This window comes from Cupriavidus sp. GW822-FHT02D05 (assembly GCF_058802485.1).
The window spans coordinates 177,177-196,857 of record NZ_JBXAOE010000015.1; the positions used below are offsets into that span (position 1 = coordinate 177,177).

21 protein-coding genes are annotated in these 19,681 nt (G+C 67.2%); 7 read left to right on the top strand and 14 right to left on the bottom strand.

Annotation, left to right across the window (positions count from 1 at the left end; translation table 11 throughout):
- The first annotated feature begins 37 nt into the window (after positions 1 to 37).
- Both AC1RQK_RS21095 and msrA read left to right on the top strand, forming a co-directional pair.
- Positions 38 to 1,048: a cyclase family protein gene (locus tag AC1RQK_RS21095; RefSeq protein ID WP_492810946.1), complete on the top strand. Its 1,011-nt coding sequence runs from the start codon at positions 38 to 40 to the stop codon at positions 1,046 to 1,048.
- 83 nt (positions 1,049 to 1,131) lie between these two features.
- On the top strand, positions 1,132 to 1,674 hold the full coding sequence (gene msrA / locus AC1RQK_RS21100; RefSeq protein ID WP_492375090.1) for a peptide-methionine (S)-S-oxide reductase MsrA: 543 nt from the start codon (positions 1,132 to 1,134) through the stop codon (positions 1,672 to 1,674).
- A gap of 16 nt (positions 1,675 to 1,690) precedes the next feature.
- Here the strand turns inward: msrA and AC1RQK_RS21105 are convergent, their stop codons facing one another.
- The 5 genes from AC1RQK_RS21105 to AC1RQK_RS21125 form a co-directional block, all read right to left on the bottom strand.
- On the bottom strand, positions 1,691 to 2,767 hold the full coding sequence (locus tag AC1RQK_RS21105; protein WP_492810948.1) for a DUF72 domain-containing protein: 1,077 nt from the start codon (positions 2,765 to 2,767) through the stop codon (positions 1,691 to 1,693).
- A gap of 8 nt (positions 2,768 to 2,775) precedes the next feature.
- Positions 2,776 to 4,008, bottom strand: coding sequence for a class I SAM-dependent methyltransferase (locus AC1RQK_RS21110; RefSeq protein ID WP_416049344.1), 1,233 nt, complete (start codon positions 4,006 to 4,008; stop codon positions 2,776 to 2,778).
- 196 nt (positions 4,009 to 4,204) lie between these two features.
- Positions 4,205 to 4,843: a pyridoxamine 5'-phosphate oxidase gene (pdxH, locus tag AC1RQK_RS21115; protein ID WP_174422553.1), complete on the bottom strand. Its 639-nt coding sequence runs from the start codon at positions 4,841 to 4,843 to the stop codon at positions 4,205 to 4,207.
- Positions 4,844 to 4,982: 139 nt separating this feature from the next.
- Entirely contained in the window at positions 4,983 to 6,176 is a 1,194-nt protein-coding gene (locus AC1RQK_RS21120) for an MFS transporter (protein WP_492387202.1), read from the bottom strand.
- 303 nt (positions 6,177 to 6,479) lie between these two features.
- The gene (locus AC1RQK_RS21125) at positions 6,480 to 8,729 is read right to left on the bottom strand and encodes an AsmA family protein (protein ID WP_492810951.1); all 2,250 of its coding nucleotides are present in this window, start codon (positions 8,727 to 8,729) and stop codon (positions 6,480 to 6,482) included.
- Positions 8,730 to 8,917: 188 nt separating this feature from the next.
- On the opposite strand from AC1RQK_RS21125, the gene tcdA reads away from it, so the two are divergent.
- On the top strand, positions 8,918 to 9,829 hold the full coding sequence (tcdA, locus tag AC1RQK_RS21130) for a tRNA cyclic N6-threonylcarbamoyladenosine(37) synthase TcdA (protein WP_492810953.1): 912 nt from the start codon (positions 8,918 to 8,920) through the stop codon (positions 9,827 to 9,829).
- Between the two features lie 16 nt (positions 9,830 to 9,845).
- Here tcdA and AC1RQK_RS21135 read toward each other — a convergent pair whose 3' ends face one another.
- The gene (locus AC1RQK_RS21135) at positions 9,846 to 10,424 is read right to left on the bottom strand and encodes a P-loop nucleotide/nucleoside kinase family protein (RefSeq protein WP_416049340.1); all 579 of its coding nucleotides are present in this window, start codon (positions 10,422 to 10,424) and stop codon (positions 9,846 to 9,848) included.
- Between the two features lie 157 nt (positions 10,425 to 10,581).
- Here AC1RQK_RS21135 and AC1RQK_RS21140 point away from each other — a divergent pair, with 157 nt between their 5' ends.
- Positions 10,582 to 11,022, top strand: coding sequence for a bacteriohemerythrin (locus tag AC1RQK_RS21140; RefSeq protein ID WP_174422549.1), 441 nt, complete (start codon positions 10,582 to 10,584; stop codon positions 11,020 to 11,022).
- A gap of 32 nt (positions 11,023 to 11,054) precedes the next feature.
- Here the strand turns inward: AC1RQK_RS21140 and AC1RQK_RS21145 are convergent, their stop codons facing one another.
- Together AC1RQK_RS21145 and trxA are read right to left on the bottom strand one after the other, a co-directional pair.
- Complete coding sequence (locus tag AC1RQK_RS21145) at positions 11,055 to 11,444, bottom strand: cupin domain-containing protein (protein ID WP_492810955.1); 390 nt, start codon at positions 11,442 to 11,444, stop codon at positions 11,055 to 11,057.
- 65 nt (positions 11,445 to 11,509) lie between these two features.
- The gene (gene trxA, locus AC1RQK_RS21150) at positions 11,510 to 12,355 is read right to left on the bottom strand and encodes a thioredoxin (RefSeq protein ID WP_492375095.1); all 846 of its coding nucleotides are present in this window, start codon (positions 12,353 to 12,355) and stop codon (positions 11,510 to 11,512) included.
- A gap of 260 nt (positions 12,356 to 12,615) precedes the next feature.
- Between trxA and AC1RQK_RS21155 the strand changes: the two genes are divergently transcribed.
- The gene (locus AC1RQK_RS21155) at positions 12,616 to 14,331 is read left to right on the top strand and encodes a long-chain fatty acid--CoA ligase (protein ID WP_492375096.1); all 1,716 of its coding nucleotides are present in this window, start codon (positions 12,616 to 12,618) and stop codon (positions 14,329 to 14,331) included.
- A gap of 57 nt (positions 14,332 to 14,388) precedes the next feature.
- On the opposite strand, the gene AC1RQK_RS21160 is transcribed toward AC1RQK_RS21155, so the two are convergent.
- Together AC1RQK_RS21160 and AC1RQK_RS21165 are read right to left on the bottom strand one after the other, a co-directional pair.
- A complete protein-coding gene (locus AC1RQK_RS21160; RefSeq protein ID WP_492375097.1) occupies positions 14,389 to 15,192 on the bottom strand; it encodes an ankyrin repeat domain-containing protein in 804 nt (267 codons plus the stop codon).
- Between the two features lie 16 nt (positions 15,193 to 15,208).
- Positions 15,209 to 15,913, bottom strand: a complete 705-nt coding sequence (locus AC1RQK_RS21165) for a gamma-glutamylcyclotransferase (RefSeq protein WP_253928705.1) — start codon at positions 15,911 to 15,913, stop codon at positions 15,209 to 15,211.
- Positions 15,914 to 16,038: 125 nt separating this feature from the next.
- Between AC1RQK_RS21165 and AC1RQK_RS21170 the strand changes: the two genes are divergently transcribed.
- The gene (locus tag AC1RQK_RS21170; RefSeq protein WP_492810959.1) at positions 16,039 to 16,929 is read left to right on the top strand and encodes a DUF1223 domain-containing protein; all 891 of its coding nucleotides are present in this window, start codon (positions 16,039 to 16,041) and stop codon (positions 16,927 to 16,929) included.
- A 99-nt stretch (positions 16,930 to 17,028) separates the two neighbouring features.
- Positions 17,029 to 17,349, top strand: coding sequence for a hypothetical protein (locus tag AC1RQK_RS21175; protein ID WP_492810961.1), 321 nt, complete (start codon positions 17,029 to 17,031; stop codon positions 17,347 to 17,349).
- A gap of 120 nt (positions 17,350 to 17,469) precedes the next feature.
- Here the strand turns inward: AC1RQK_RS21175 and AC1RQK_RS21180 are convergent, their stop codons facing one another.
- The 4 genes from AC1RQK_RS21180 to AC1RQK_RS21195 all read right to left on the bottom strand — a co-directional run bounded on the left by AC1RQK_RS21180 (position 17,470) and on the right by AC1RQK_RS21195 (position 19,593).
- On the bottom strand, positions 17,470 to 17,817 hold the full coding sequence (locus AC1RQK_RS21180) for an FKBP-type peptidyl-prolyl cis-trans isomerase (RefSeq protein WP_006162999.1): 348 nt from the start codon (positions 17,815 to 17,817) through the stop codon (positions 17,470 to 17,472).
- Between the two features lie 96 nt (positions 17,818 to 17,913).
- Positions 17,914 to 18,462, bottom strand: a complete 549-nt coding sequence (locus AC1RQK_RS21185) for a YaeQ family protein (RefSeq protein WP_043348422.1) — start codon at positions 18,460 to 18,462, stop codon at positions 17,914 to 17,916.
- A gap of 96 nt (positions 18,463 to 18,558) precedes the next feature.
- Positions 18,559 to 19,263 carry an alpha/beta hydrolase gene (locus tag AC1RQK_RS21190; protein ID WP_492810964.1) on the bottom strand — a complete coding sequence of 235 codons (705 nt, stop codon included), beginning with the start codon at positions 19,261 to 19,263 and terminating at the stop codon, positions 18,559 to 18,561.
- Between the two features lie 18 nt (positions 19,264 to 19,281).
- A complete protein-coding gene (locus AC1RQK_RS21195; protein ID WP_441634391.1) occupies positions 19,282 to 19,593 on the bottom strand; it encodes a hypothetical protein in 312 nt (103 codons plus the stop codon).
- Between the last annotated feature and the right edge of the window lie 88 nt (positions 19,594 to 19,681).

Here is a 19,681-nt window from a genome sequence, read left to right on the forward strand (position 1 = left end):
TTGCTGTGGAAACCGCCAATCCAGTCAGGAGTCCACTATGTCCTTTCGTCTTACCCCTGCCGCCAGCGCCACGCGCCGCCTGGCCGCTTTTTCCCTGCCGCTGCTGTTCGCGCTACTGAGCGGCGCCGCTGGCGCGGCGCCCCAGGTGGGCGTCAGCCCCTGGGGCCCTAAGGATGAGATCGGCCGCCTCAACCTGATTACCCCGGCCTCGCGCGCCGCCATCATGGCGCGGGTTTCCGGCACGCAGGCCTACGACCTGGCGGTGGACTACTTCATCGGCATGCCGAGCTGGCAGGCCGCCGGCGATCCGCCCTACCAGATGTGGATGACCCATACCCCGCACGGCAACCTGGTGGCTGATTCCATGCAGGTGGGCGAGGCGATGAACCGGCATGTCAGCTACAGCGGCTCGGCGGTTTCCATGTATGCCCACATGGGCACGCATATCGATGCGCTGAACCACTTCGGCCTGAACGGCAAGATCTGGAATGGCTATTTCGCTGCCGAGCACCTGGGCGATCGCGGCTGGAAAGTGACAGGCGCGGAGAAGTTGCCGCCGATCGTCGCCCGTGGCGTGCTGATCGACGTGGCCGCGGCCAAGGGGCTGGACATGCTGCCCGACAACTACCGCGTGACGCGCAAGGACCTGCGCGAAGCGCTGGACAAGCAAGGCGTGGCGCTGGAGCAGGGCGATGTGGTGCTGATCCGCACCGGGCGCATGCAGCACTATGAAAACGCCCAGGCCTATATGGCCAACCCGCCGGGACTGGGACTGGATGCAGCCAGGTTCCTGGTCGAGGAAGGGGGCGCGATGGTTGTGGGGGCCGATAACCTGAGCTTCGAGACGTTCCCGGCGGAGGTGCCCGACAACTACATCCCGGTCCATACTTATTTGCTGGCGCAGCAGGGCGCACCGATCATCGAGCTGGTGAACCTGGAGGCCTTGTCGCGCGAGCGCGTCTACCAGTTCGCTTTTATCGGCGCCTCATTGAAGTTCCGCGGGGCCGACGCCGCGCCGATCCGGCCGGTCGCTTTGCCGATCCGTTAGGCGCGGCGTCCATTGCAGTCTCGGGCGGCGTGAAGGGTGGCGAACGAGTATGCTACCTATAGTCATGAGCCGGAGAGATCAAGATGGACAACGAGCATGAGATTGCCACGCTGGGCGGTGGTTGCTTCTGGTGCCTGGAAGCGGTGTACCAGCAAGTCAAGGGCGTACGGGCCGTGGAGTCGGGCTATACCGGCGGCCACGTAAACCATCCGACTTACGAGCAGGTGTGCAGCGGCGACACCGGGCACGCCGAAGTGGTGCGCGTGACCTTCGATCCCACGGTGATCAAGTTCCGCGAGATCCTGGAGATCTTCTTTGCCATCCACGATCCCACCACCCTCAACCGGCAGGGCAACGATGTCGGCACGCAGTACCGCTCGGTGATCTTCACCAACACGGAGCCGCAGCGTGCCATGGCCGAGTATGTGATGCGGGAGGTGGCGGAGCACAAGCTCTACGATGCGCCGCTGGTGACGCAGATCGAGCCCACGCAACCGTACTGGCGCGCGGAGGAAGGCCACCAGAATTACTTCCAGAACCACCCGAACCAGGGCTATTGCTCGTTTGTGATTTCACCCAAGCTGGCCAAGTTCCGGCAGAAGTTCGCGCATCACCTGAATCGCTGATGCGCCGGGCCTGCGCTCAGCTTGCTTCCAGGCGCTCGGCAATGGCCTCGGCCAGCCGCACGCAAGTCAACGGCGCCGAGCCTTCCGCCTTGTTGCTGACGATCACATAGGCGGGCTGGCCCGCGCGCAGCGTGCGCACCACCTGCTCGGCGATCACCGCGCGGGTATGCGGGTCTTCGTCGATCAGCCGGTCAAACGGCGCGTAGCGGGATTCGGCTTGCTCGTAGGCAAAGCCCGCATGCAACATCCACCGCAGCACCAGCGGTCCTGGTGCGCCCTCGTCCATGAGTGCTTGTGCTGGCAGTTGCCGTTCGGCCGGCGGCATGCGCTCGCGCGCGGACAGGCAGAAACGCACGCCGCGTGCGCGCAGCAGCTTGATGAAGCGCGGCGTGAGCAAGGCGGCATCGCGCAACTCCACAGCGTAGCAGGCGTGCGGTGTCGTGGCGGCGTCGAGCGTGGGCAGGGCGCCGAGGAAGGCGTCGAGCCGCGACAGGAAGCCGGCGCTGTCGGTGGCCATCGCACCTAGCGGGGAAAGCTGGAACAGCAGCGGCCCGCACTTGGCGCCGAGGCCCGCGGTGGCCGGCGCGATGAAATCGCGCGCGGCGATCTCGGCATCGAGGAAGCTGGCGTTGGCCAGCCGGCCGGCGCCTTCGGACGTGCGCAGCCACGGATCGCAAACGCTGGCAGGTGCCTTGATCAGGAAGCGGAAGTGCGCGGGCACCTGGGCCGCGTAGGCAACGTAGTCGGCAAGCGGGATCGGCGCGTAGAACCCGCGATCGATGCCGGCGGCACGCAGCAAAGGATGCTGCGAGTAGGCGGCCAGTCCTTTGCGCGAGAGCAGGCTGTCGGTGTACTCCCCCTGGTAGACCAGGCCGTTCCAGCCGCCATAGGACCATGATGATGTGCCGAGATGCAGCCCGGCCGGCAGGCGTTCGGCCAGCGCGAGCAGGGCAGGGTCCGGGGCCGGCGCCAGTACACTTTTGCCGCGCGATGGTTTGGCGGCAGCGGTCGGGGAAGCTCCGGCAAGTGGTGCGGCGCCGGCAGCGGCCACCCCTGGCGGCTCCAGCAGGCCGCCGAACAGGTCTTCAGTCAAGCCGATTTTCAGTCAAGCGATTTGTCGTAGATGTAGCGGCGCGACCAGGGCAAGCTCTGCGACGAGAGGCCGGCCTTGTGGCAAACCACCTGGTAGATCGACATCTGGTCGGTATCGAAGGCATGGCCGCAGCCTGCCAGGTAGACGCGCCAGATGCGGTATTTCTTCTCGCCCACCATGGCCCGGATGGTATCACCCTGCGCTTCGAAGTTGTCCGCCCAATGTTGCAGCGTGCGCCGGTAGTGGCCGCGCATCAACTCTACATCGGTGGCTTCCAGGCCGCCGCGCTGCAGGGTGTTGAGCACCATGCCGATGTGCGGCAGCTCGCCCTGCGGGAACACGTAGCGGTCCATGAACTCGGAGCCGTCCATGGGCGTGGCGCCGCTGTCGGGGTCGGGCGACGTGATGCCGTGGTTCATGGCGAAGCCATCATCGGCGAGCAACTCGCGCATGCGGCCGAAATAGGCGGGCAGGTTGTCCTTGCCGACGTGCTCGAACATGCCGACGCTGGTGATGCGGTCGAAGGTGCCGGCCGTGTCGCGGTAATCCTGCAAACGGATCTCGATGCGGTCGGACAGGCCCGCCTGCCTGACGCGTTCGGTCGCCAGGTCGAACTGGTTCTGCGACAGCGTGATGCCCACGCAGCGCGCGCCGAACTTTTCCGCCGCGCGGATGACCAGCGCGCCCCAGCCGCAGCCAATGTCGAGCAAGGTCTGTCCGGGCTGCAGCCGGATCTTGGTCAGGATGTGGTCGATCTTCTTGCGCTGGGCGGTGGCAAGGTCTTCATTGCCATGCTCGAAGTAGGCGCAGGAGTACACCATGCCCGGGTCCAGCCAGAGCCGGTAGAACGCGTTGGATACGTCGTAGTGATACTGGATCGAGGCCTTGTCCGCCGCCTTGGTGTGGGCGAAATGCTGGGCCACCCGTGCCAGTGCGCCACCGGCCTGCGCGCTGGCGGCAGCCGAGAAGCGGTAAGCCACGGCGATGATGTCGCTGAGCGTGCCGTCCAGGTCGATCTTTTCCTGGACATAGGCTTCGCCGAGATTGTCGAGGCTGGGCGTGAGCAGCAGGGGCAGGGCACCCGCCTCGCGTATGGTCAGGGTCACCGCGGGATGATCGAAGCGGCCGAGCGGATACTCGTTGCCGTTCCATAGCCGCAGCCTCACAGGGAGATTGGCCCGGTCGCGCAGATCGGCGATCCAGTGGTCCAGTTGCTTGTCCAGTGCTTGCTTGAAAAACATGCGGCCTCCCTCCTGATGGTTGCGGCACACTCCTCGAACTACAGCACAGGGCAGGCGGGGCCTGCTCCTGGTGGCCGCTTCCTCACAAAACCGGAAAGCGACCCTGACTTACTTTACGACAATTCCTAATTTTGTGCAGTGCGCGGCCTCGGCAACCGGTGGCACCGCGGCACCGCGGCACCGCGGCTCATGGCGCTCAGGGCGACAGACGCACGATTTGCCAGCTGCCGTCCGGCGCCAGGCGGTAGGCGATCCGGTCGTGCAAGCGCGACGGGCGTCCCTGCCAGTACTCGATGCGGGTCGGCACCAGCCGGTACCCGCCCCAGTGCGCCGGCCGCGGCGGGTTATCGCCGAACTTGGCGCGGAAATCCGCTTCGCGCTGCTCCAGCACCGTGCGGTCCGCCACCTCGCGGCTCTGCTCCGAGGCCCATGCCCCGAGGCGCGAGCCGAGCGGACGCGTCGCGTAGTAAGCATCGCTTTCGCTATCGGTAACTTTTTCAACGCGTCCTTCCACGCGCACTTGGCGCTCCAGCTGCACCCAGTGGAACAGCAGCGCCGCGCGCGGGTTGGCGGCAAGGTCCAGGCCCTTGCGGCTTTCGTAGTTGGTGAAGAACGTAAAGCCCTGGGTGTCCATGGCCTTGAGCAGCACAATGCGTGCCGAGGGCTGGCCGTCGGCGTCGACGGTGGCCAGCGTCATGGCATTGGGTTCCGGGAGCTTGGCGTGGATGGCTTCATCGAACCAGCGCTGGAACTGGCTGATGGGATCGGACGCCACGTCGGATTCGGACAGCGATCCGAGTACGTAGGTGCGGCGGAGGTCGGCGAGTTGGGTCATGTCGGATCAGGTATCGAGTCAGCAGGCCGCGCGCGGGGCAAGCATGCACGGCGCCGGCGGCCTGTCTGATTTGAGTATAGCGAAAGCGCAGCGGACCGCATTTGCGCCTAAGCAACTCATGCGCGATGCCGTGGGCGCCTCAGGCCGGCGGCTGGGGAAGCTTGCGGGCCTGGCCACGCGAGTAATAGCCGGCCACGCCCATTGCCCCTGCCATCGACAGGAAAATCGGCAGCATGCCAAGCGCCGTGCCGACCACGCCAAAGGTCAGCGGCCACACCACCTGGCTGGTATTGAGCACGGCCGAGCGCAATCCCAGGGCCTCGCCGGCGCGCCCGGTGGGCGAGGCCGTGTGCAGGATGTTCATGACGTTGGGCTGTGCGCTGCCGAGCGCCAGGCCCAGCAGGAAGGCCAGGCAGCACATCAGCCAGAACTCGGCCGCGAAGGGGTAGAGCAGGTAGGCCACCGCCCCGACCAGCAGCGCGACCCGAATCACCTTCCACTCCGAGAGCCGGCGCGACACCAGCGGCATTGCCACACGGATGGCGAAGGTGGCAATGGCGAAGGCACCCAGCACCCAGCCGACCGACGACGGCGAAAGGCCAACCCGGGTGCCCTGGATGGGAATGAGGAAGGCGTGCAGGTCCCAGGCCGCCGACAGGACCGCGCTGGCGATAAAGACCGCGCGCAACTCCGGGTGGGCAAGCAAGCCCAATGTGGAGTTGCGGGTGCCGTCCACGATGGCGCCGCGCGCGGCGCGCCCGCCGTGTGCCGGCAGCCGCCCGCGCATGAAGTACAGGCCGACCAGCCCTGCGGCCGCTACCGCCACCAGCACAAAGAAAGCCGGGCGGTAGCCAGCGTGCTCGATCACATAGCCCATCATCACCGGGCCCAGCGTGCCGGAGAACGAGAATCCCAGCGCTTGGAGCGTGTAGTTGCGCAGCCGCGTGCCATCGGTGGAAATCTGCCCAATCAGCAACTGCATGGCGACCTGCACCAGCATGAAGCCGACGCCGATCAGCGCGCAGGAAAGGTAGAGTGCCGCGATGCCCGGCCACACCGCCGGCAGCAGCGTGCCCGCGACCACCATCAATGAGCCCGCGGTCATCGGCTTGCGTGGCCCGATCTCGTCGATGCGCTTGCCGGCATGGATCGCCAGCAGCATCGGCAGCAACGCATAAAGCGACATCAGGATGCCGAGCGTGACGGTCGAGGCTTTGAGCGAGAGGGCAAACAGTGAAACCACGACGCGGCTGGCATTGAAGGCTACGTGGTTGCACACCGTTAGGGCGATCAGGCAGCCGATCGGCGGGACGGTGGCATGTAGCGGCGTCATGCAGGGGCGGGGGCTGGAGGGGAAATCGGGAAAAACAAGTGCGGCCGAAACCGCACCCTGAGAAGGACGCCAGCCTCGAAATGCATCGGAGCCAGACATCCGCTTCATGCCACGTATTGGAAACTTCGTTGTAAATGGCCGTTTAATTATGCGGCCGAATGTGGGCGATGCACAACGATGCCTTGCATTGCAATGCACCAAAGTGTTGCGTAATTGCGTCGACGGCGGGATGGGTGTCGCAAGGTGTCGCAAGGTGTCGCAAGCAGGCAACGCCCGGCTTGCAACCGAGCGGCGCACCGCCGGTCAGCCGCCCTGATAGAGCGTATTGCCTGGTGCTGGCCGATCGGGTGCGCCGGGGCGCGACGGTGCAGTGGGCTTGACCGGTGCCGAGGCGGCGGGCGTGGCTTGCGCGTCCGGCGAAGGGGCAGGGCCGGCCGCCTGGCTGGTCTTGCCGGTCTTCGGGTCGCGGTAGGCCTGCCCCGGCGGCGGCGCGGTCGGGCGCGTGCGAATCTCCGCCAGCAGCTTGCCGCACTGGCTGTCGGGCGCAGCCGATAGATCGATCAGGGGCAGGACTGCCGTGGCCACCGGCGCGACCAGCGCCAGTGCCACCACGCCGCCGGCGCGCAAGGCCAGCACGCCGATGTCCGGGCTGACCGAGGGCTTCTTCAGCGTGCCGCCCACATAGAGCGGCGAGCGCAGCGAGAAGATGCGCAGCCCCTTGGAATCCGGCCGCACGGTGAGCGCTAGCCGCTCGCTGCCAAGGTCGATGGCGCCGCTGGTGTCGATCACGGCGTCCTGGGTGTCGATGACGAAGACGCGCGAGCGCGCCACGCCGTTGGTGAAACTGAAATCGCTGACGCCGCAATGGATCTGCACCGGCTTGTCGCCGAACAGCTTGGAGATCACCACGCTGCCCACGTTCAGGCCCATCGCCTCGAGCAGGAACTTGCTGACCGTGCCGTTTTCCACCAGCAGCTTGGCCTCGCCATTGGACGAGCCCAGCAAGGCCGCCACCGAGTTGCCGGTGGCGCTCAGCTTGGCGCTGCCATTGACCTCACCCACGCTGGCGCGCATCGACTCGAACTTCGGGAACAATTGCTTGAGCTGGAGGTGGCGCGCTTTCATGTCGATGGTGGCGGCGAGCGGCTCGCGCTTGCCGTTGAGCTGCAGCGAGGACATCAGGTTGCCGCCGGCCACGCCGAAGTTCAGCGGGTCCAGTGTCAGCACGCCATCGTCGAGCTTGAGGTGGGTGACGAGGTCGGTGATCGGCAGGTCGGCGGTGCGGATGATGCGCTTGCCGGTGAACTTCACGTCGGCGTCGATGCTGTCCCAGCGCTCGGTACGGAACGGCGCCACCGGCAGCGCCTTGTCGGCGGGCTGGCGCACTGTGCTGTCGGATGCTGCCTGCCCGGGCTTGGCGTCCGCACCGATCAGCGGAGCCAGGTCCTCAAAGCGCAGTTGCTTCGATTCCAGTTCGCCCGACAACAGGGCGCGTGGCTGGCGCTGCGTGTAGGTGAGCGAGCCGTTCAGGTCGCTGCCGCCGACGCGCCCGGAAAACTTGTCGTACCGGTACACGGAAGCCCCTTTGCGCAAGGTGGCAACCAGCCGGCCGCGGGTCTCGTAGGGCGGAGTGCTCGGCAGCACGATGCCGGTCAGCGCGTACAGCTTGGCCATGTTGTCGCCGGACAGCTGCAGGTGCATGTCGAGCGCGCCCAGGTGGGCGGGGTTGGTCAGCGTGCCCTCCACGACCGCGCGGGTGTTGCCCACCCGCACATCGGCCTGCAGCGGGAAGGGGTCCTGTGTATCGCGCAGGCTCAGCACGGTGCCGGCCTTGCCGGTGGCGTTGATGGTGGCCTGGTTGTAGCGTCCCGTGGCCTTCCAGCGCAGGCCATAGCGCTGGCCGGCGCTGCCGGGCTGGCCGACGGCGCCGGCCGTGCCGGATGCCGGGGGCGCGATCAGGGCGCCGTCGCGGGTCTTGTCGTAGAGGGCGGCGTCGCCGATGGTGTCCAGGCGCGCCTGCAGCTCAATCTTCATTGCCTTGTCGTCCAGCGCCAGGTCGCCGCGCGCCAGCGAGATCTCGCCGATGTCGAGCCGCCATGGCGATGGCGCCTTGCCGGCGGGCGTGACGAAGGTCCAGTTGTTGCGCTGGTCGGCCAGACGCTCCAGCCAGACCGCGGGGCTGTCGACGGTAATGCTGGGGATCGAGATCTGGTGGGAGAGCAGGGGCAGCGGGCGTAGCACGAAGATCAGCTCGCGCACGGTGGCAAAGTTGGCCTCCTGTGCCCATTCCGGGTTGCCGACGGTGATATCCCGGGCAGACAGGCGTGGCCAGGGGACCCAGGTGTGCCAGCCGGTCTCGCCCTCGGCGCTGCGCCAGGTCAGGGTGAGGTCGCCATTGACGGCAAAGGGCCGGCCGATGGCCTCGGTAACCTTCTGGTTCAGCCACGGCTTGAGGCGGTTCCAGTCGAAGGTCAGAATGATCACGACAAGCGCCGCGATCAGCACCAGCGGTGTCAGTACACTCCAGAGAACGGCCTTGCGGCGCAGGGGCATGGGATCGGTTTCCTGGTTGGCGCCGGCAGCCGCGCGCACTCTGCGAGACAATGCGGCGGTCGAACCACTGCTGTGGGTATTGTATAGTTGCGCGCCCCGCTCCCCTGTCGGCGCTTGGCTGACAAGGTGCGGCAACGCGCGCTTTTCCCCCGCAGTGTCCTCCAATTCAGCCAGCTTCGAGCGTAGAAATGAGCAACCCCGTCCCCGCAATCTCCACCCAGCCGGAACCGGAGCTGGCGCAACTGCCGCCGGCCCTTACCCACGAGAGCCCGGAGGATGACGACTACCACCGCCGCTTCGGCGGCGTGGCGCGCCTGTACGGCGCGGCGGGCCTGGCGCGGCTGGAGGCGGCCAGCGTTTGCGTGGTCGGCATCGGCGGGGTGGGCAGCTGGGCGGCCGAGGCGCTGGCGCGCAACGCGGTCGGCCGCGTCACGCTGATCGATCTGGACCATATCGCGGTATCCAACACCAACCGCCAGATCCACGCGCTGGGCGACGCCTATGGCCGCGCCAAGGTGCAGGCCATGGCGGAGCGCATGGTGCAGATCAACCCGCGCTGCCGGGTAACCGAGGTGGACGATTTCGTGACCCCGGAGAATCTGGTCGAACTGCTCGACGGGCACGACTACATCATTGATGCGATCGACTCGGTCAAGGTCAAGATCGCCATGCTGGGCTGGGCCCGCCGCGTGGGCCGGCGCATCATCACCTGCGGCGGCGCCGGCGGCCAGCTCGACCCGACCCGCATCCGCGTGGTGGACTTTTCCCGCACCGTGCAGGACCCGCTGCTGGCCAAGGTGCGCTCCACCCTGCGCAAGGACTGGGGCTGGCCGCGCAACCCCAAGCGCAAGTTCGGCATCGACGCGGTCTTCTCCGACGAGCCGCTGCGCTATCCGGAGCCCGAGCAGCAGTTGTGCGAGATCGACGAGGCCCCGCAAGCCGCGCCAGGCACCTCGGCTGAGCCGCCGGCCGGCCCGCAGGGCCTGGCCTGCGCCGGCTTCGGCTCCTCGGTGGCGGTCACCGCGGTGTTCGGGATGGTGGCGGCGTCCAGCGTGCTGGCCGCCCTCACGGCGCCGGACGTTTCGACGGCGCCGGATTGAGCATCGCGGCGGCTGGCTACGCCGCGAGCGTGGCCAGCAGGGCGTTCAGCGCGGCGTCGTCCGGCGCCGTATTGTCGAAGTAGGCCAACTCGGGGTACTGCGCCGGCTCGGGCATGAAGCGCCGGGTGCGGTAGTCGTCCCAGTGCGCCAGCTTGTAGGCATCGTTTGGATTGGCACGCTTGACGATGCGCGCATGCGCCTCGTTCTCCGGCAGGTGCACCCACAGGGTGCGCACGATGGTGCCGGCGGGCACGTGCAGCCATTCGGGATCGTGCAGCAGGTGGTCGCGCACCTCGCGCGATAGCGGGCCCACCACGATCACGCTGATGCCCAGGGCGAGGTTCTCCCGCGCGGTATCCAGCAGGCCATGATATTCCGCATTGCGCAGGTACTTGAGGTAGGTCGGGCTGTCGCGGTCGTTCGGGTCCCCAGTCAGCGCGCCCATTGCGGCGGCGCTATAGCCGCCGTAGAGCGTGTCCTTGTCGAGCAGGCAGAACGGCTCGCCGGTGGCCTGCATCAGTGGGCCGATCAGGCGGTGGGCCAGGGTGGTCTTGCCGGTGCCGGCATGGCCGCAGAAGAAGAGCAGTCGGGGCATGGGAAGCCAGGAATCAGCCTGGTGCGGTGATGGAGCCAGCCCTGAGCATACCCTGCGCGTGCCGCCGGCCTTGGCGGCGCTGCGGTTTGTCCTGGATCAGTCCGGGCCGCCGCGGATTCGGTATCCTTGCGGTTTTCGCGATGTTGTCCCTTCCGATATGACCGATTCCTCTTCGCCTGGCACCGCCACGCTGGCCCCCGACCTGTTGTTGGGCGAGCCGGTCACCGATGCCACCCACGCCGAATTCGTCCAACTGCTGGATGCCGCCACGCGCGCCGACGATGCGGGCTTCCTGGCAGCCCTGGACGAGTGGATCGACCACACCCGCCATCATTTCGGCCAGGAAGAAGCGTGGATGGAGGCGATGGCCTTCGGCCCGCAGCATTGCCACCGCGGCGAGCACGAGCAGGTGCTGGCGGTGGCCGGTGCGGTGCGCGACAAGGTGGCCGAGGGCGACCTGGCGCTGGGCCGGCGGCTCTTGTCGGAGCTGCCCGGCTGGTTCGACCAACACGTGAAGGCGATGGACGCGATGATGGTCAACCACATGCGCGAGAACGGCTTTAGCCTGATCGAGGCGCCCTCGGAGCAGGCGGGCTAAATGGCCTGGATGGCCTGGATGGCCTAGATTGCCTAGCTGGCGTCGGCGGCAGCCCGGTCCAGCACGACAAAGTGCTTGCGCACCGGTTCGAGCACCTCGAACAGGCCGGTGAAGCCGGCCGGGATCACGCAGGCGTCGCCGGGCCCGAATTCACGGGCGTTGCCCGCGTCGTCGCTGATGCGCAGGCGGCCGCTGATGACATGGAAGAACTCCTCCTTGCCAGCCGGAAACGCAATGCGCCACGCGCCCGGCTCGCAAGCCCAGATGCCGCACTCGAAATCGCCCTGGCTGGCGCTGTAGTGCGTCCAGGTGGTGCGGTCCGGGTTGCCGGCAACCAGCCGGTCCGGGCGTGGGCGATCGTGGCTGGGAAGCGGTTCGGGGTCGGTCTGGAAGTCGATCAGGCGGGGCGGGGAGGCAGTCACGGCGTAACAGGGCGGTTGCAGGGAAATAAAACGGCGGGCCCGGCCCGCCGCGTTCACCCGCCAGTTTAATTGAGCGCCGAGGCCAGCAGCCGGCGATAGCGCGACACCACGTCAGGCTGGTCGCTCATCAGCTTGAATACCGACAGCATGGCCGTGCGGCCGATATCGTCCTCGAAGGTGCGATCCGTGCGCGCGATGGCCAGCAGTTGCTCCAGCGCCGGCTCATATTGCCGATGCGCGATCAGCGCGCGCGCCAGGTCCAGCCGCGCCTGCAGGTCACCGGGGGCGTCGGCGACACGGGCCGCCAGGGTGGCCGCGTCGGGCAGGTCCGAGGCACCGCGCATGGCCTCGATCCGGGTGCAGAGCGCAGCGTAGCCGTCCTCCTGGGCCGCGTTGGGGGACAACATGCCGAACTCCGACTGGGCCTGGTCCAGCGCATCCTCGTCCAGCAGGAAACCGATGTATTCAAGGCGAGCGGCATCAAAGCCAGGATCGAATGCCAGCGCCGCCTGGAACGCCGACCTGGCCGCCTCGCGGTCGCCCGCGCCGGCAGCGTCGCGGGCAGCACGCAGGGCCACCCTGCCCGGGTCGGGCATCACCCGGGCAACAAACTCGCGCAGCCCGGATTCCGGCAGCACGCCGGTGAACTGGTCCACCGCCTGGCCGTCGGCGAACGCCACCACGTGGGGAATGCTGCGCACGCCGAAATGCGATGCCAGCTCCTGGTTCTCATCCACGTTCACCTTGGCCAGCCGCCATTTGCCGGCCGCCTCGCCCTCAAGCTTTTCCAGCATCGGCCCCAAGGTGCGGCAAGGGCCGCACCACGGGGCCCAGAAATCCACCAGCACGGGGATGTGGCGCGACGTCTCGATCACGTCGGCGTCAAAATTCTGCAGGGTTACGTCGCTCATGGCTTGGCCTCGGAGTGTGGAACGCCGGCGCGAATGGCTCCACTCGCGCAAAGACGTCTTGTGTCTCATATTGGGACCGCCCCGCCGAATGCAACCTTTGCACGCCGCGCGGCATGGATGCCGGTGCAGGCAAGGGTAAGCGATGGATTGAAAAAAGAACGGTCGTTCGGTTATATTGCTTGACTGATTGCTGGTTTCGACAAATTCATCTCTCGCCTCGCATCCAAGACCAGGTCGGATAGACCGCACAGGAGACCTTTATGCAGACCCCCCAGCCCGCGCGCCCGCATTTCCAGTTCTGGCCCAAGCGCGTGCCCACCAAGATCGTGCTGCCGGAGACCTCGCTCTGGTACAACCTGGTGGTCTCCGCCCATCGCTACGCCGACAAGGCGGCCATCCGGTATTTCGGCAACGCCATCACCTTCCGGGCGCTGGAAGCCCAGGCCAGCGCCATGGCGGGCTGGCTGCAGCAAAAGGCTGGCGTGAAGAAGGGTGACCGGGTGCTGCTGTATATGCAGAACTGCCCGCAGTTCATCATTGCCTATTACGCGATCCTGCGCGCGGATGCCGTGGTCGTGCCGGTCAATCCGATGAACCGGTCTGAGGAGTTCAAGCACTACATCACCGACGCGCAGGCCAGCGTGGCGATCTGCAGCGCGGATCTGGCCATGGGCGCCGAGCAGGCCAATAACGAGTTGCCGCCCGAGCAGCGCCTGCAGCACCTGCTGGTCACGCAATACAGCGATGCGCTGCCGGCCAGCTACGAGAACCCCGAAGACGCTCCAGGCGCCTGGCTGACCACGCAGCATCCGCTGCCGGCCGGCGCCACCCCCTGGGCCGAGGCGCTTGCCGCGCAACTGGTGCCTGGCCCGCATACCGCGGGCCCGGACGATATGGCGGTGATGCCCTACACCTCGGGCACCACCGGCTTTCCCAAGGGTTGCATCCACACCCACCGCTCCGTCATGCATAACGTGATCGGCGGCGGCATCTGGAGCGGTAGCGGCGCGGAATCGACGATCCTGGCGGTGCTGCCACTGTTTCACGTGACCGGCATGCAGTACGGCATGAACGGCCCGATCTACAGCGGAGCTACCGTGGTGATGCTGCCGCGCTGGGACCGCGAAGTCGCGGGCCGGCTGATCTCGCGCTTCCAGATCACGCACTGGACCAACATCCCGACCATGGTGATCGACTTCCTGGGCAGCCCGAACCTGGACCAGTTCGACCTGTCGAGCCTGCGCTATATCGGCGGCGGCGGCGCGGCCATGCCGCAGGCGGTAGCAGAGCGCCTGAAGCAGCAGTTCGACCTTAATTACATTGAAGGCTATGGCCTGTCCGAGACCATGGCGCCGACCCACAGCAATCCGGGCGAGCGGCCCAAGCTGCAGTGCCTGGGTGTGCCCACCTTCAATACCGACGCGCGCGTGATCGACCCGGTCACGCTCAAGGAAGTGGCGGTCAACGAGACTGGCGAGATCATCGTGTGCGGCCCGCAGGTGTTCAAGGGCTACTGGGGCAAGCCGGATGCCACGCGCGATGCCTTCATCGAGTTCGAGGGCAAGACCTTCTTCCGTACCGGCGACCTGGGCCGCATGGACGAAGAGGGCTACTACTTCATCACCGACCGGCTCAAGCGCATGATCAACGCGTCGGGCTTCAAAGTGTGGCCGGCAGAGGTGGAGAACTTGCTGTACAAGCACCCCGACGTGCAAGAGGCCTGCATCATCGGCACGCGCGATGCGTATCGTGGCGAAACCGTGAAGGCGGTGGTGGTGCTCAAGACGCATGCCAAGGGCAAGACCACGCCCGAGGAAATCATCGAATGGGCCAAGGAAAACATGGCGGCCTACAAGTACCCGCGTGTGGTGGAGTTTGTCGACGCGCTGCCCAAGTCGGGCACGGGCAAGGTGATGTGGCGCGCGCTGCAGGAAAGCGAGAACGCGCGCAGCGCGGAGTCGAAGCCAGCGGCCTGAGTGGCCCGAGCGGGTAGCGTCGCATCGGCGGGATGCGCGGGCACGTCCGTGCCCGCGTCAGTGCCCGCGCACGCGCACCAGCATCTTCACCATGGTCTTGTAGCTGCGCTCGCGGGCGTGCCGGGTTGGGGTGGTGCCATCCCGGTCGGCAAGGTTGGCGTCCGCGCCCGCATCCAGCAGCAACTGCACGGTGTCTTCATACCGCGCGCTGCCGTCGCCCATGACGATGGTCTCCAGCAAGGCGGTCCAGCCCTGGCGGTTGATATGGTCGACCGCCACACCGGCTTTCAACAATACCTTCACCACTTCGGTATTGCCATGCTCGCACGCGGCGATCAGGGCGGTGTTGTCGTAGCTGTCCGTGCTGTTGAGGTCGGCCCCATGCGCCAGCGCCAGTTGCACCAGCTCGAGCTGCCCGGTGGCCGCGGCCAGCAGGAAGGGGCTGTTGGATTCCATGTCCTTGCGGTTGACATCGGCGCCCGCCGCCACCAGCGCCTTGGCTACCTCGGTATGGCGGCTATAGACCGCCACCAGCAAGGCACTGCGGCCGCGTTCGTCGGCGGCCTGGGCGGAAGCGCCCGAAGCCAGCAAGCGCTTGACCAGTTCGAGATCTCCCAGCGTTGCCGCGGCAAGGAGATTGCGGTCGAGCCCGCCAACGCCATCGTGCGCGGCAGCGGCGGAGCCCGCAGAGCCTTGCCCATGCGAGCGCGGCGATGACTGGGCCGGGCCATTGCTGGCAGGGCGCGCTGCCAGCGTCGATCCGCCGGGTCCGGCCAGCAGCGCGCCGCCCATCAGCAATCCGGTCAGCCCCAGCACTTCGGCAAGCACCAGTCGGCGGGGGCGGGCAGCAGGGCGTGGCATCCTGGTCGATCCTGGGTCAGGCGGGTTCGCTGACAGCCTGTGCGGCCGTGGCATCCGTATCCTGCAGCCGGCGCCAGAGCCGGCCCAGGTAGGGGTCGTCGACCCCGTTGGTGGCAAGGCCAAGCAGCGTCTGTTGCAGGTACTCGCGGGCCGGGCCATACAGGCCACAGGCGTGGCGCAGGCAGGCCACCACGCGGTCGTCCGGCAAGCGTCCGGCATAGGCTTCGTGCTCGCGGTTCATCACGAAGGCCAGGGCGCGCTGCCGCGGGCTGCCGTTCATCTTCACATTGAGCCAGCGGGGATGGTAGGCGCCGGTCAGCATCTCGCGGCGCCACAGCAGACGGAATTCCTGCTCGATCATGTGATGGGGGATGCGGAAGACGACGCCCTGGCACGAGCCGCCGCGGTCCAGCGCGAGCACCAGGCCCGGGTCGTCCCAGGTGCCGCGATTGATGCGCGAGTACAGGTAGAAGCCGCGGTGGTAGCCATGCACGGTAGCCAGCTGGCGGTCCGTGTGAATCACCATCGGGTTCCAGATCAGCGAGCCATAGCCGAACAGCAGGACATCGCCGGCCAGCCCGGGCGTATCCGGCCGCTGGTCCAGCGTAGCGCGCAGAGAACGCTCGAAAGCTTCTTCGGGAAGTAGCGAGGAAGCCACCGGCGTGCTGCAAAGAGAAGCACGCAGCCGATCTGTTTCGAGATCTTGTCGGGTGATGGCCATGATGCAAGCATAATCCAAAGCTGCGCGGCAGGCGGCATGGAAACCACATGGCACGCAGAAATGTCTGTAAGGTCCGGCAGGCTGTATGCGACTGACAACGGTCAGGCAGCCTTCGGAGGTCCAGCATGCACAAGCATCTCGAACAATGGGCGCAGGCCAATGCCATCGCGCACCGGGCAGCCGGGCCGCGCACCCCATCGCGGAAATCCTGCAAGCCCAGGTCTTGGCCTGTGCGCTGGGCACCGGTGCTGATGCTCGCCGCGCTGGCCGGCCCGGTGCGCGCGACGGCAGGCTCCGTGCCGGCAGCATGCCTGCACGACAGCCCGCCCCAGCGGCTAGCGCTGATCGAGCTCTACACCTCGGAGGGCTGTAGCAGCTGTCCGCCGGCCGATCACTGGCTCGGCACGCAGGCCGCTCGGCTGCCGGCCTCGCAGGCACTAGCGCTGGCGCTGCACGTCGACTACTGGGACAGCCTGGGCTGGCGCGACCGCTTTGCCAGCCCGGTGTTCACCGCTCGCCAGCGCACGCTGGCGGGCGCCGTCGGCAGTCATACGGTATATACGCCCGAGGTGTTTGTCGGCGCGCGCGAGCAGCGCCGCTGGCACGATGCAGGCGAGGTCGCGGCGCGCGTCGCCGAGATCAACGCGCAAGCGCCCGGCGCCTCGCTTCGGCTGGGCTGGCAGGCGCTCTCCGCCGGGCAAGTGCAGGTCGAGCTGAACGTGACGCCCGCGGCCCGCTCCGGGCCACTGCAGGCCTATGCCGCGCTGGTCGAGGACGGGCTGGTGTCGTCGGTGAAGGCCGGCGAGAACCAAGGCGCCACGCTGCATCATGAGCGTGTCGTGCGGCTCTGGCTGGGCCCCTTCGCGGTGCCGGCCGAGGGGCTGGCCTGGTCGGGCAGCGTGCCGCTGCCAACCGGGGCCGACCCGCACAAGCTGGCCTGGGTTGCCTTCGCGCAGCAGCCCGGCGCCGAGGTGGCGCAGGCGGTGCTGGCGCCGCGCTGCGAATTGTCTGGCTGACGCAGGGATTCCTGTCGCGGACTGGCACTATCTGCCGGGCAAGGTGGCGGTATCGCCTGCTATGTCTTTACAATGGGGCATCAACCAGGAGAACAGGCTATGGCGCGCACGCTCACGGTAGTTTTCGGTACCGGCAAGGAATTTGGCTTCACCATTGGCGACGCAGAGTTGGCGGCGGTCACCGAGGATGCTGGCTGGCGCTGGTTCGACCGCGAGTACGCCGAGCTCGATTGCCAGGCCTCCAGTCCGGTCGGCAAAGTGCTGGTGATCGACAAGATCCTCAGCGTGGCCAAGTTCTCCGGCGAGCAGCGCTTCAGCGGCGATGCCGCGTGGGCCCAGAACTACGCCCGCCACGCTGCCCGCCTGCTGGACCGCGACAAGGTCCGGGTCGACGTGGGCAACGCCGCGATCAGTTTCTGATCGCGGCCTGTCCGCGGCGCAATGCAAAGAGGGGCGCCGGTGGGCGCCCCTCTTTCTTGTGCGATCCGCGCAAGGTGCGGATGGATGCGATCGGCCGCTGCCGCAGCGGCGGCCAGGCGATCAGACCGCCAGCAGTTCCACTTCGAACAGCAGCGTGGCGTTGGGCGGGATCACGCCGCCCGCGCCGCGCGCGCCGTAGCCCAGCTCGGCCGGGATCACCAGGCGGCGGGTGCCGCCAACCTTCATGCCTTGCACGCCTTCATCCCAGCCGCGGATGACGTGGCCGGCGCCCAGCGGGAACACGAACGGGTCGTTGCGGTCCTTGCTCGAGTCGAACTTGCGGCCGGCTTGCTCGTTTTCGTAGAGCCAGCCGGTGTAGTGCACCGTGACATGCTTGCCTGCCGTGGCTTCGGCGCCTTCGCCGGTGACGGTGTCTTCAAATTGCAGGCCGGAGGGAGTGGTATTCATGGATGGCTTCCTTGTGCTGTATCAGCGAGGGTCACGGGTTCGGTGAGGCCGGCGGCAAACCGGCCGCACCGGGCGGATTGGTTGAACGGGTTTGGCTCAGCCCGCGGGCTGTTGCAGGACTTCGAGCGTGATGCGGACGTTGTGGTCGTCGTCGCTGACCCAGATCTCGCTATCCTGGATTGTCACCGACAGCCGCATGGCGCGCTGGGCCAGGGCAGCAAGTGCTTCTACCGCCTCGGCCGGCACATTGTAAATGGTCACGTTGCGCAGCTTGCCCGCCTTGCCGGCCATGCCCTTCCACCATTCACGCGCGCTCGCACCATTGTAGGTGAACACGGTGACGCGATCGGCACGGGCCGCGGCGCGCTTCAGGCGCGATTCGTCGGGCTGGCCCAGCTCGATCCAGTGTGCGATGTCGCCGGTGAGGGTCTTTTCCCACAGGTCCGGCTCGTCGGGCTCGTCCAGGCCGCGGGTGAAGGTCAAGGTATCGCTGGCTTCGCAGGCAAAGGCCAGCAGCCGCACCATCATGCGCGCGTCGTTTTCCGACGGGTGCTTGGCAATGGTCAGGGCGTGGCTGCCGTAGTAGGGCCGATCCATGTCGGAGACGGACAGTTCGGCCTTGTAGATGGTGGATTTAAGAGCCATGAAGGAAGCGGGGGCGGCAAAGGCTGCGAGAAGCGAAAGGCCGCATCATACGTGAATCGGGCGGGGCGATCTCGCGCCGGACTTTCAAGTGCGCGCTCAGGCGCCCACGGCGCGTAGCGCGATCGTGCTCAGCCGGTTGGCAAAGCCGGGATGGTTCTGCCAGGCCTCGCCCAGCAAGTGGCCGGTATCTGGCAGGTCGATCACCTCCACGCGCTCGGCCAGGCCGGCGCGTTCGGCGAGCGTATCGGCGATGCCGGGCGGAATGACCGCATCCTCGGCGCCGCGCACCAGCGTCAGGCGGCCGCCGAACCCGGCAATGAGGTCGAAGGCGAGCGAGGCGCGCCAGCTGCCGGGGGTGCGCAGCACTGCCGTAAAGGCCGGGCCGAACGGGAGTTCGAACGCGGCCGGGTCATAGGCGGCGCCCACCAGCGTCAGCAGCCGCCCGATATGGTTGCGCCGGTCGGCGGCCAGCCGCACGGCGATTTCCCCGCTCATGCTGATACCGATCACGGCCCGGGGGGCGGTGCCGTCAAGGTGCGCCAGCGCCGCCTGGGCCTCGCGCAGGCGCTTGGCCAGCGAGTTGGGCGTGCGCGCCGAGCTTTCGCCGTGGCCGGAAAAATCGATGGCAACGCTGCCCACGCCCCGCGCGGCAAGCGCCTGGCGCAAGGCCAGCCAGCGCGCGCGGTGGCTGGTGCCCGCGCCGTGCAGCAGCAGGCAGCTCGCGCCGTTGCCGGCGTCGATGCGGTCGGCGGCCAGCGTTTCGGCGCCGGCCTCGATGTCAAAGCGCAGGGGCGTGCTCACGGTGGGCCTGGCGGCGCTTCAGCGGGATTTCTTGTAATCGCTCAGGTAGTAGCGCAGCAGCGCCGACGCCAGCGTCAGGCAGAGAAAAGCGAGGGCAATCACCATGGCGTGCCCGGCGGGGCTGTCGATCTGTCCCGACAGGGCCAGGCTGGCCAGCCAGCTGCCTACCGGCAGGATCATCAGGGGCACCAGCAGCGCGCGGCGCCCATAGGTGCGCAGCGCCCACGCGGGGAAATTGCGCAGGAAGGCCATCGGGATGCTGCAGATCAGGCAGGCGCCCGCGGCGGCTAGCGAGGCCGCCACCACATCCCCAACTTGAATCGTGATCATTGTTCTCGGGTTCCCCGTTCAGGAGGGGGCCGGGAAAGGGCCGGCCGGAAAAATGCAAACCGCTGATTCTACAGAAGAATTCCGGTTT

Coding starts and splice junctions, on each gene's coding strand:
- AC1RQK_RS21095 (WP_492810946.1), top strand. CDS start 38: ATGTCCTTTCGTCTTACCCCTGCCGCCAGCGCCACGCGCCGCCTGGCC.
- msrA (WP_492375090.1), top strand. CDS start 1,132: ATGGACAACGAGCATGAGATTGCCACGCTGGGCGGTGGTTGCTTCTGG.
- AC1RQK_RS21110 (WP_416049344.1), bottom strand. CDS start 4,008: ATGTTTTTCAAGCAAGCACTGGACAAGCAACTGGACCACTGGATCGCC.
- pdxH (WP_174422553.1), bottom strand. CDS start 4,843: ATGACCCAACTCGCCGACCTCCGCCGCACCTACGTACTCGGATCGCTG.
- AC1RQK_RS21120 (WP_492387202.1), bottom strand. CDS start 6,176: ATGACGCCGCTACATGCCACCGTCCCGCCGATCGGCTGCCTGATCGCC.
- AC1RQK_RS21125 (WP_492810951.1), bottom strand. CDS start 8,729: ATGCCCCTGCGCCGCAAGGCCGTTCTCTGGAGTGTACTGACACCGCTG.
- tcdA (WP_492810953.1), top strand. CDS start 8,918: ATGAGCAACCCCGTCCCCGCAATCTCCACCCAGCCGGAACCGGAGCTG.
- AC1RQK_RS21135 (WP_416049340.1), bottom strand. CDS start 10,424: ATGCCCCGACTGCTCTTCTTCTGCGGCCATGCCGGCACCGGCAAGACC.
- AC1RQK_RS21140 (WP_174422549.1), top strand. CDS start 10,582: ATGACCGATTCCTCTTCGCCTGGCACCGCCACGCTGGCCCCCGACCTG.
- trxA (WP_492375095.1), bottom strand. CDS start 12,355: ATGAGCGACGTAACCCTGCAGAATTTTGACGCCGACGTGATCGAGACG.
- AC1RQK_RS21155 (WP_492375096.1), top strand. CDS start 12,616: ATGCAGACCCCCCAGCCCGCGCGCCCGCATTTCCAGTTCTGGCCCAAG.
- AC1RQK_RS21160 (WP_492375097.1), bottom strand. CDS start 15,192: ATGCCACGCCCTGCTGCCCGCCCCCGCCGACTGGTGCTTGCCGAAGTG.
- AC1RQK_RS21165 (WP_253928705.1), bottom strand. CDS start 15,913: ATGGCCATCACCCGACAAGATCTCGAAACAGATCGGCTGCGTGCTTCT.
- AC1RQK_RS21170 (WP_492810959.1), top strand. CDS start 16,039: ATGCACAAGCATCTCGAACAATGGGCGCAGGCCAATGCCATCGCGCAC.
- AC1RQK_RS21175 (WP_492810961.1), top strand. CDS start 17,029: ATGGCGCGCACGCTCACGGTAGTTTTCGGTACCGGCAAGGAATTTGGC.
- AC1RQK_RS21180 (WP_006162999.1), bottom strand. CDS start 17,817: ATGAATACCACTCCCTCCGGCCTGCAATTTGAAGACACCGTCACCGGC.
- AC1RQK_RS21185 (WP_043348422.1), bottom strand. CDS start 18,462: ATGGCTCTTAAATCCACCATCTACAAGGCCGAACTGTCCGTCTCCGAC.
- AC1RQK_RS21195 (WP_441634391.1), bottom strand. CDS start 19,593: ATGATCACGATTCAAGTTGGGGATGTGGTGGCGGCCTCGCTAGCCGCC.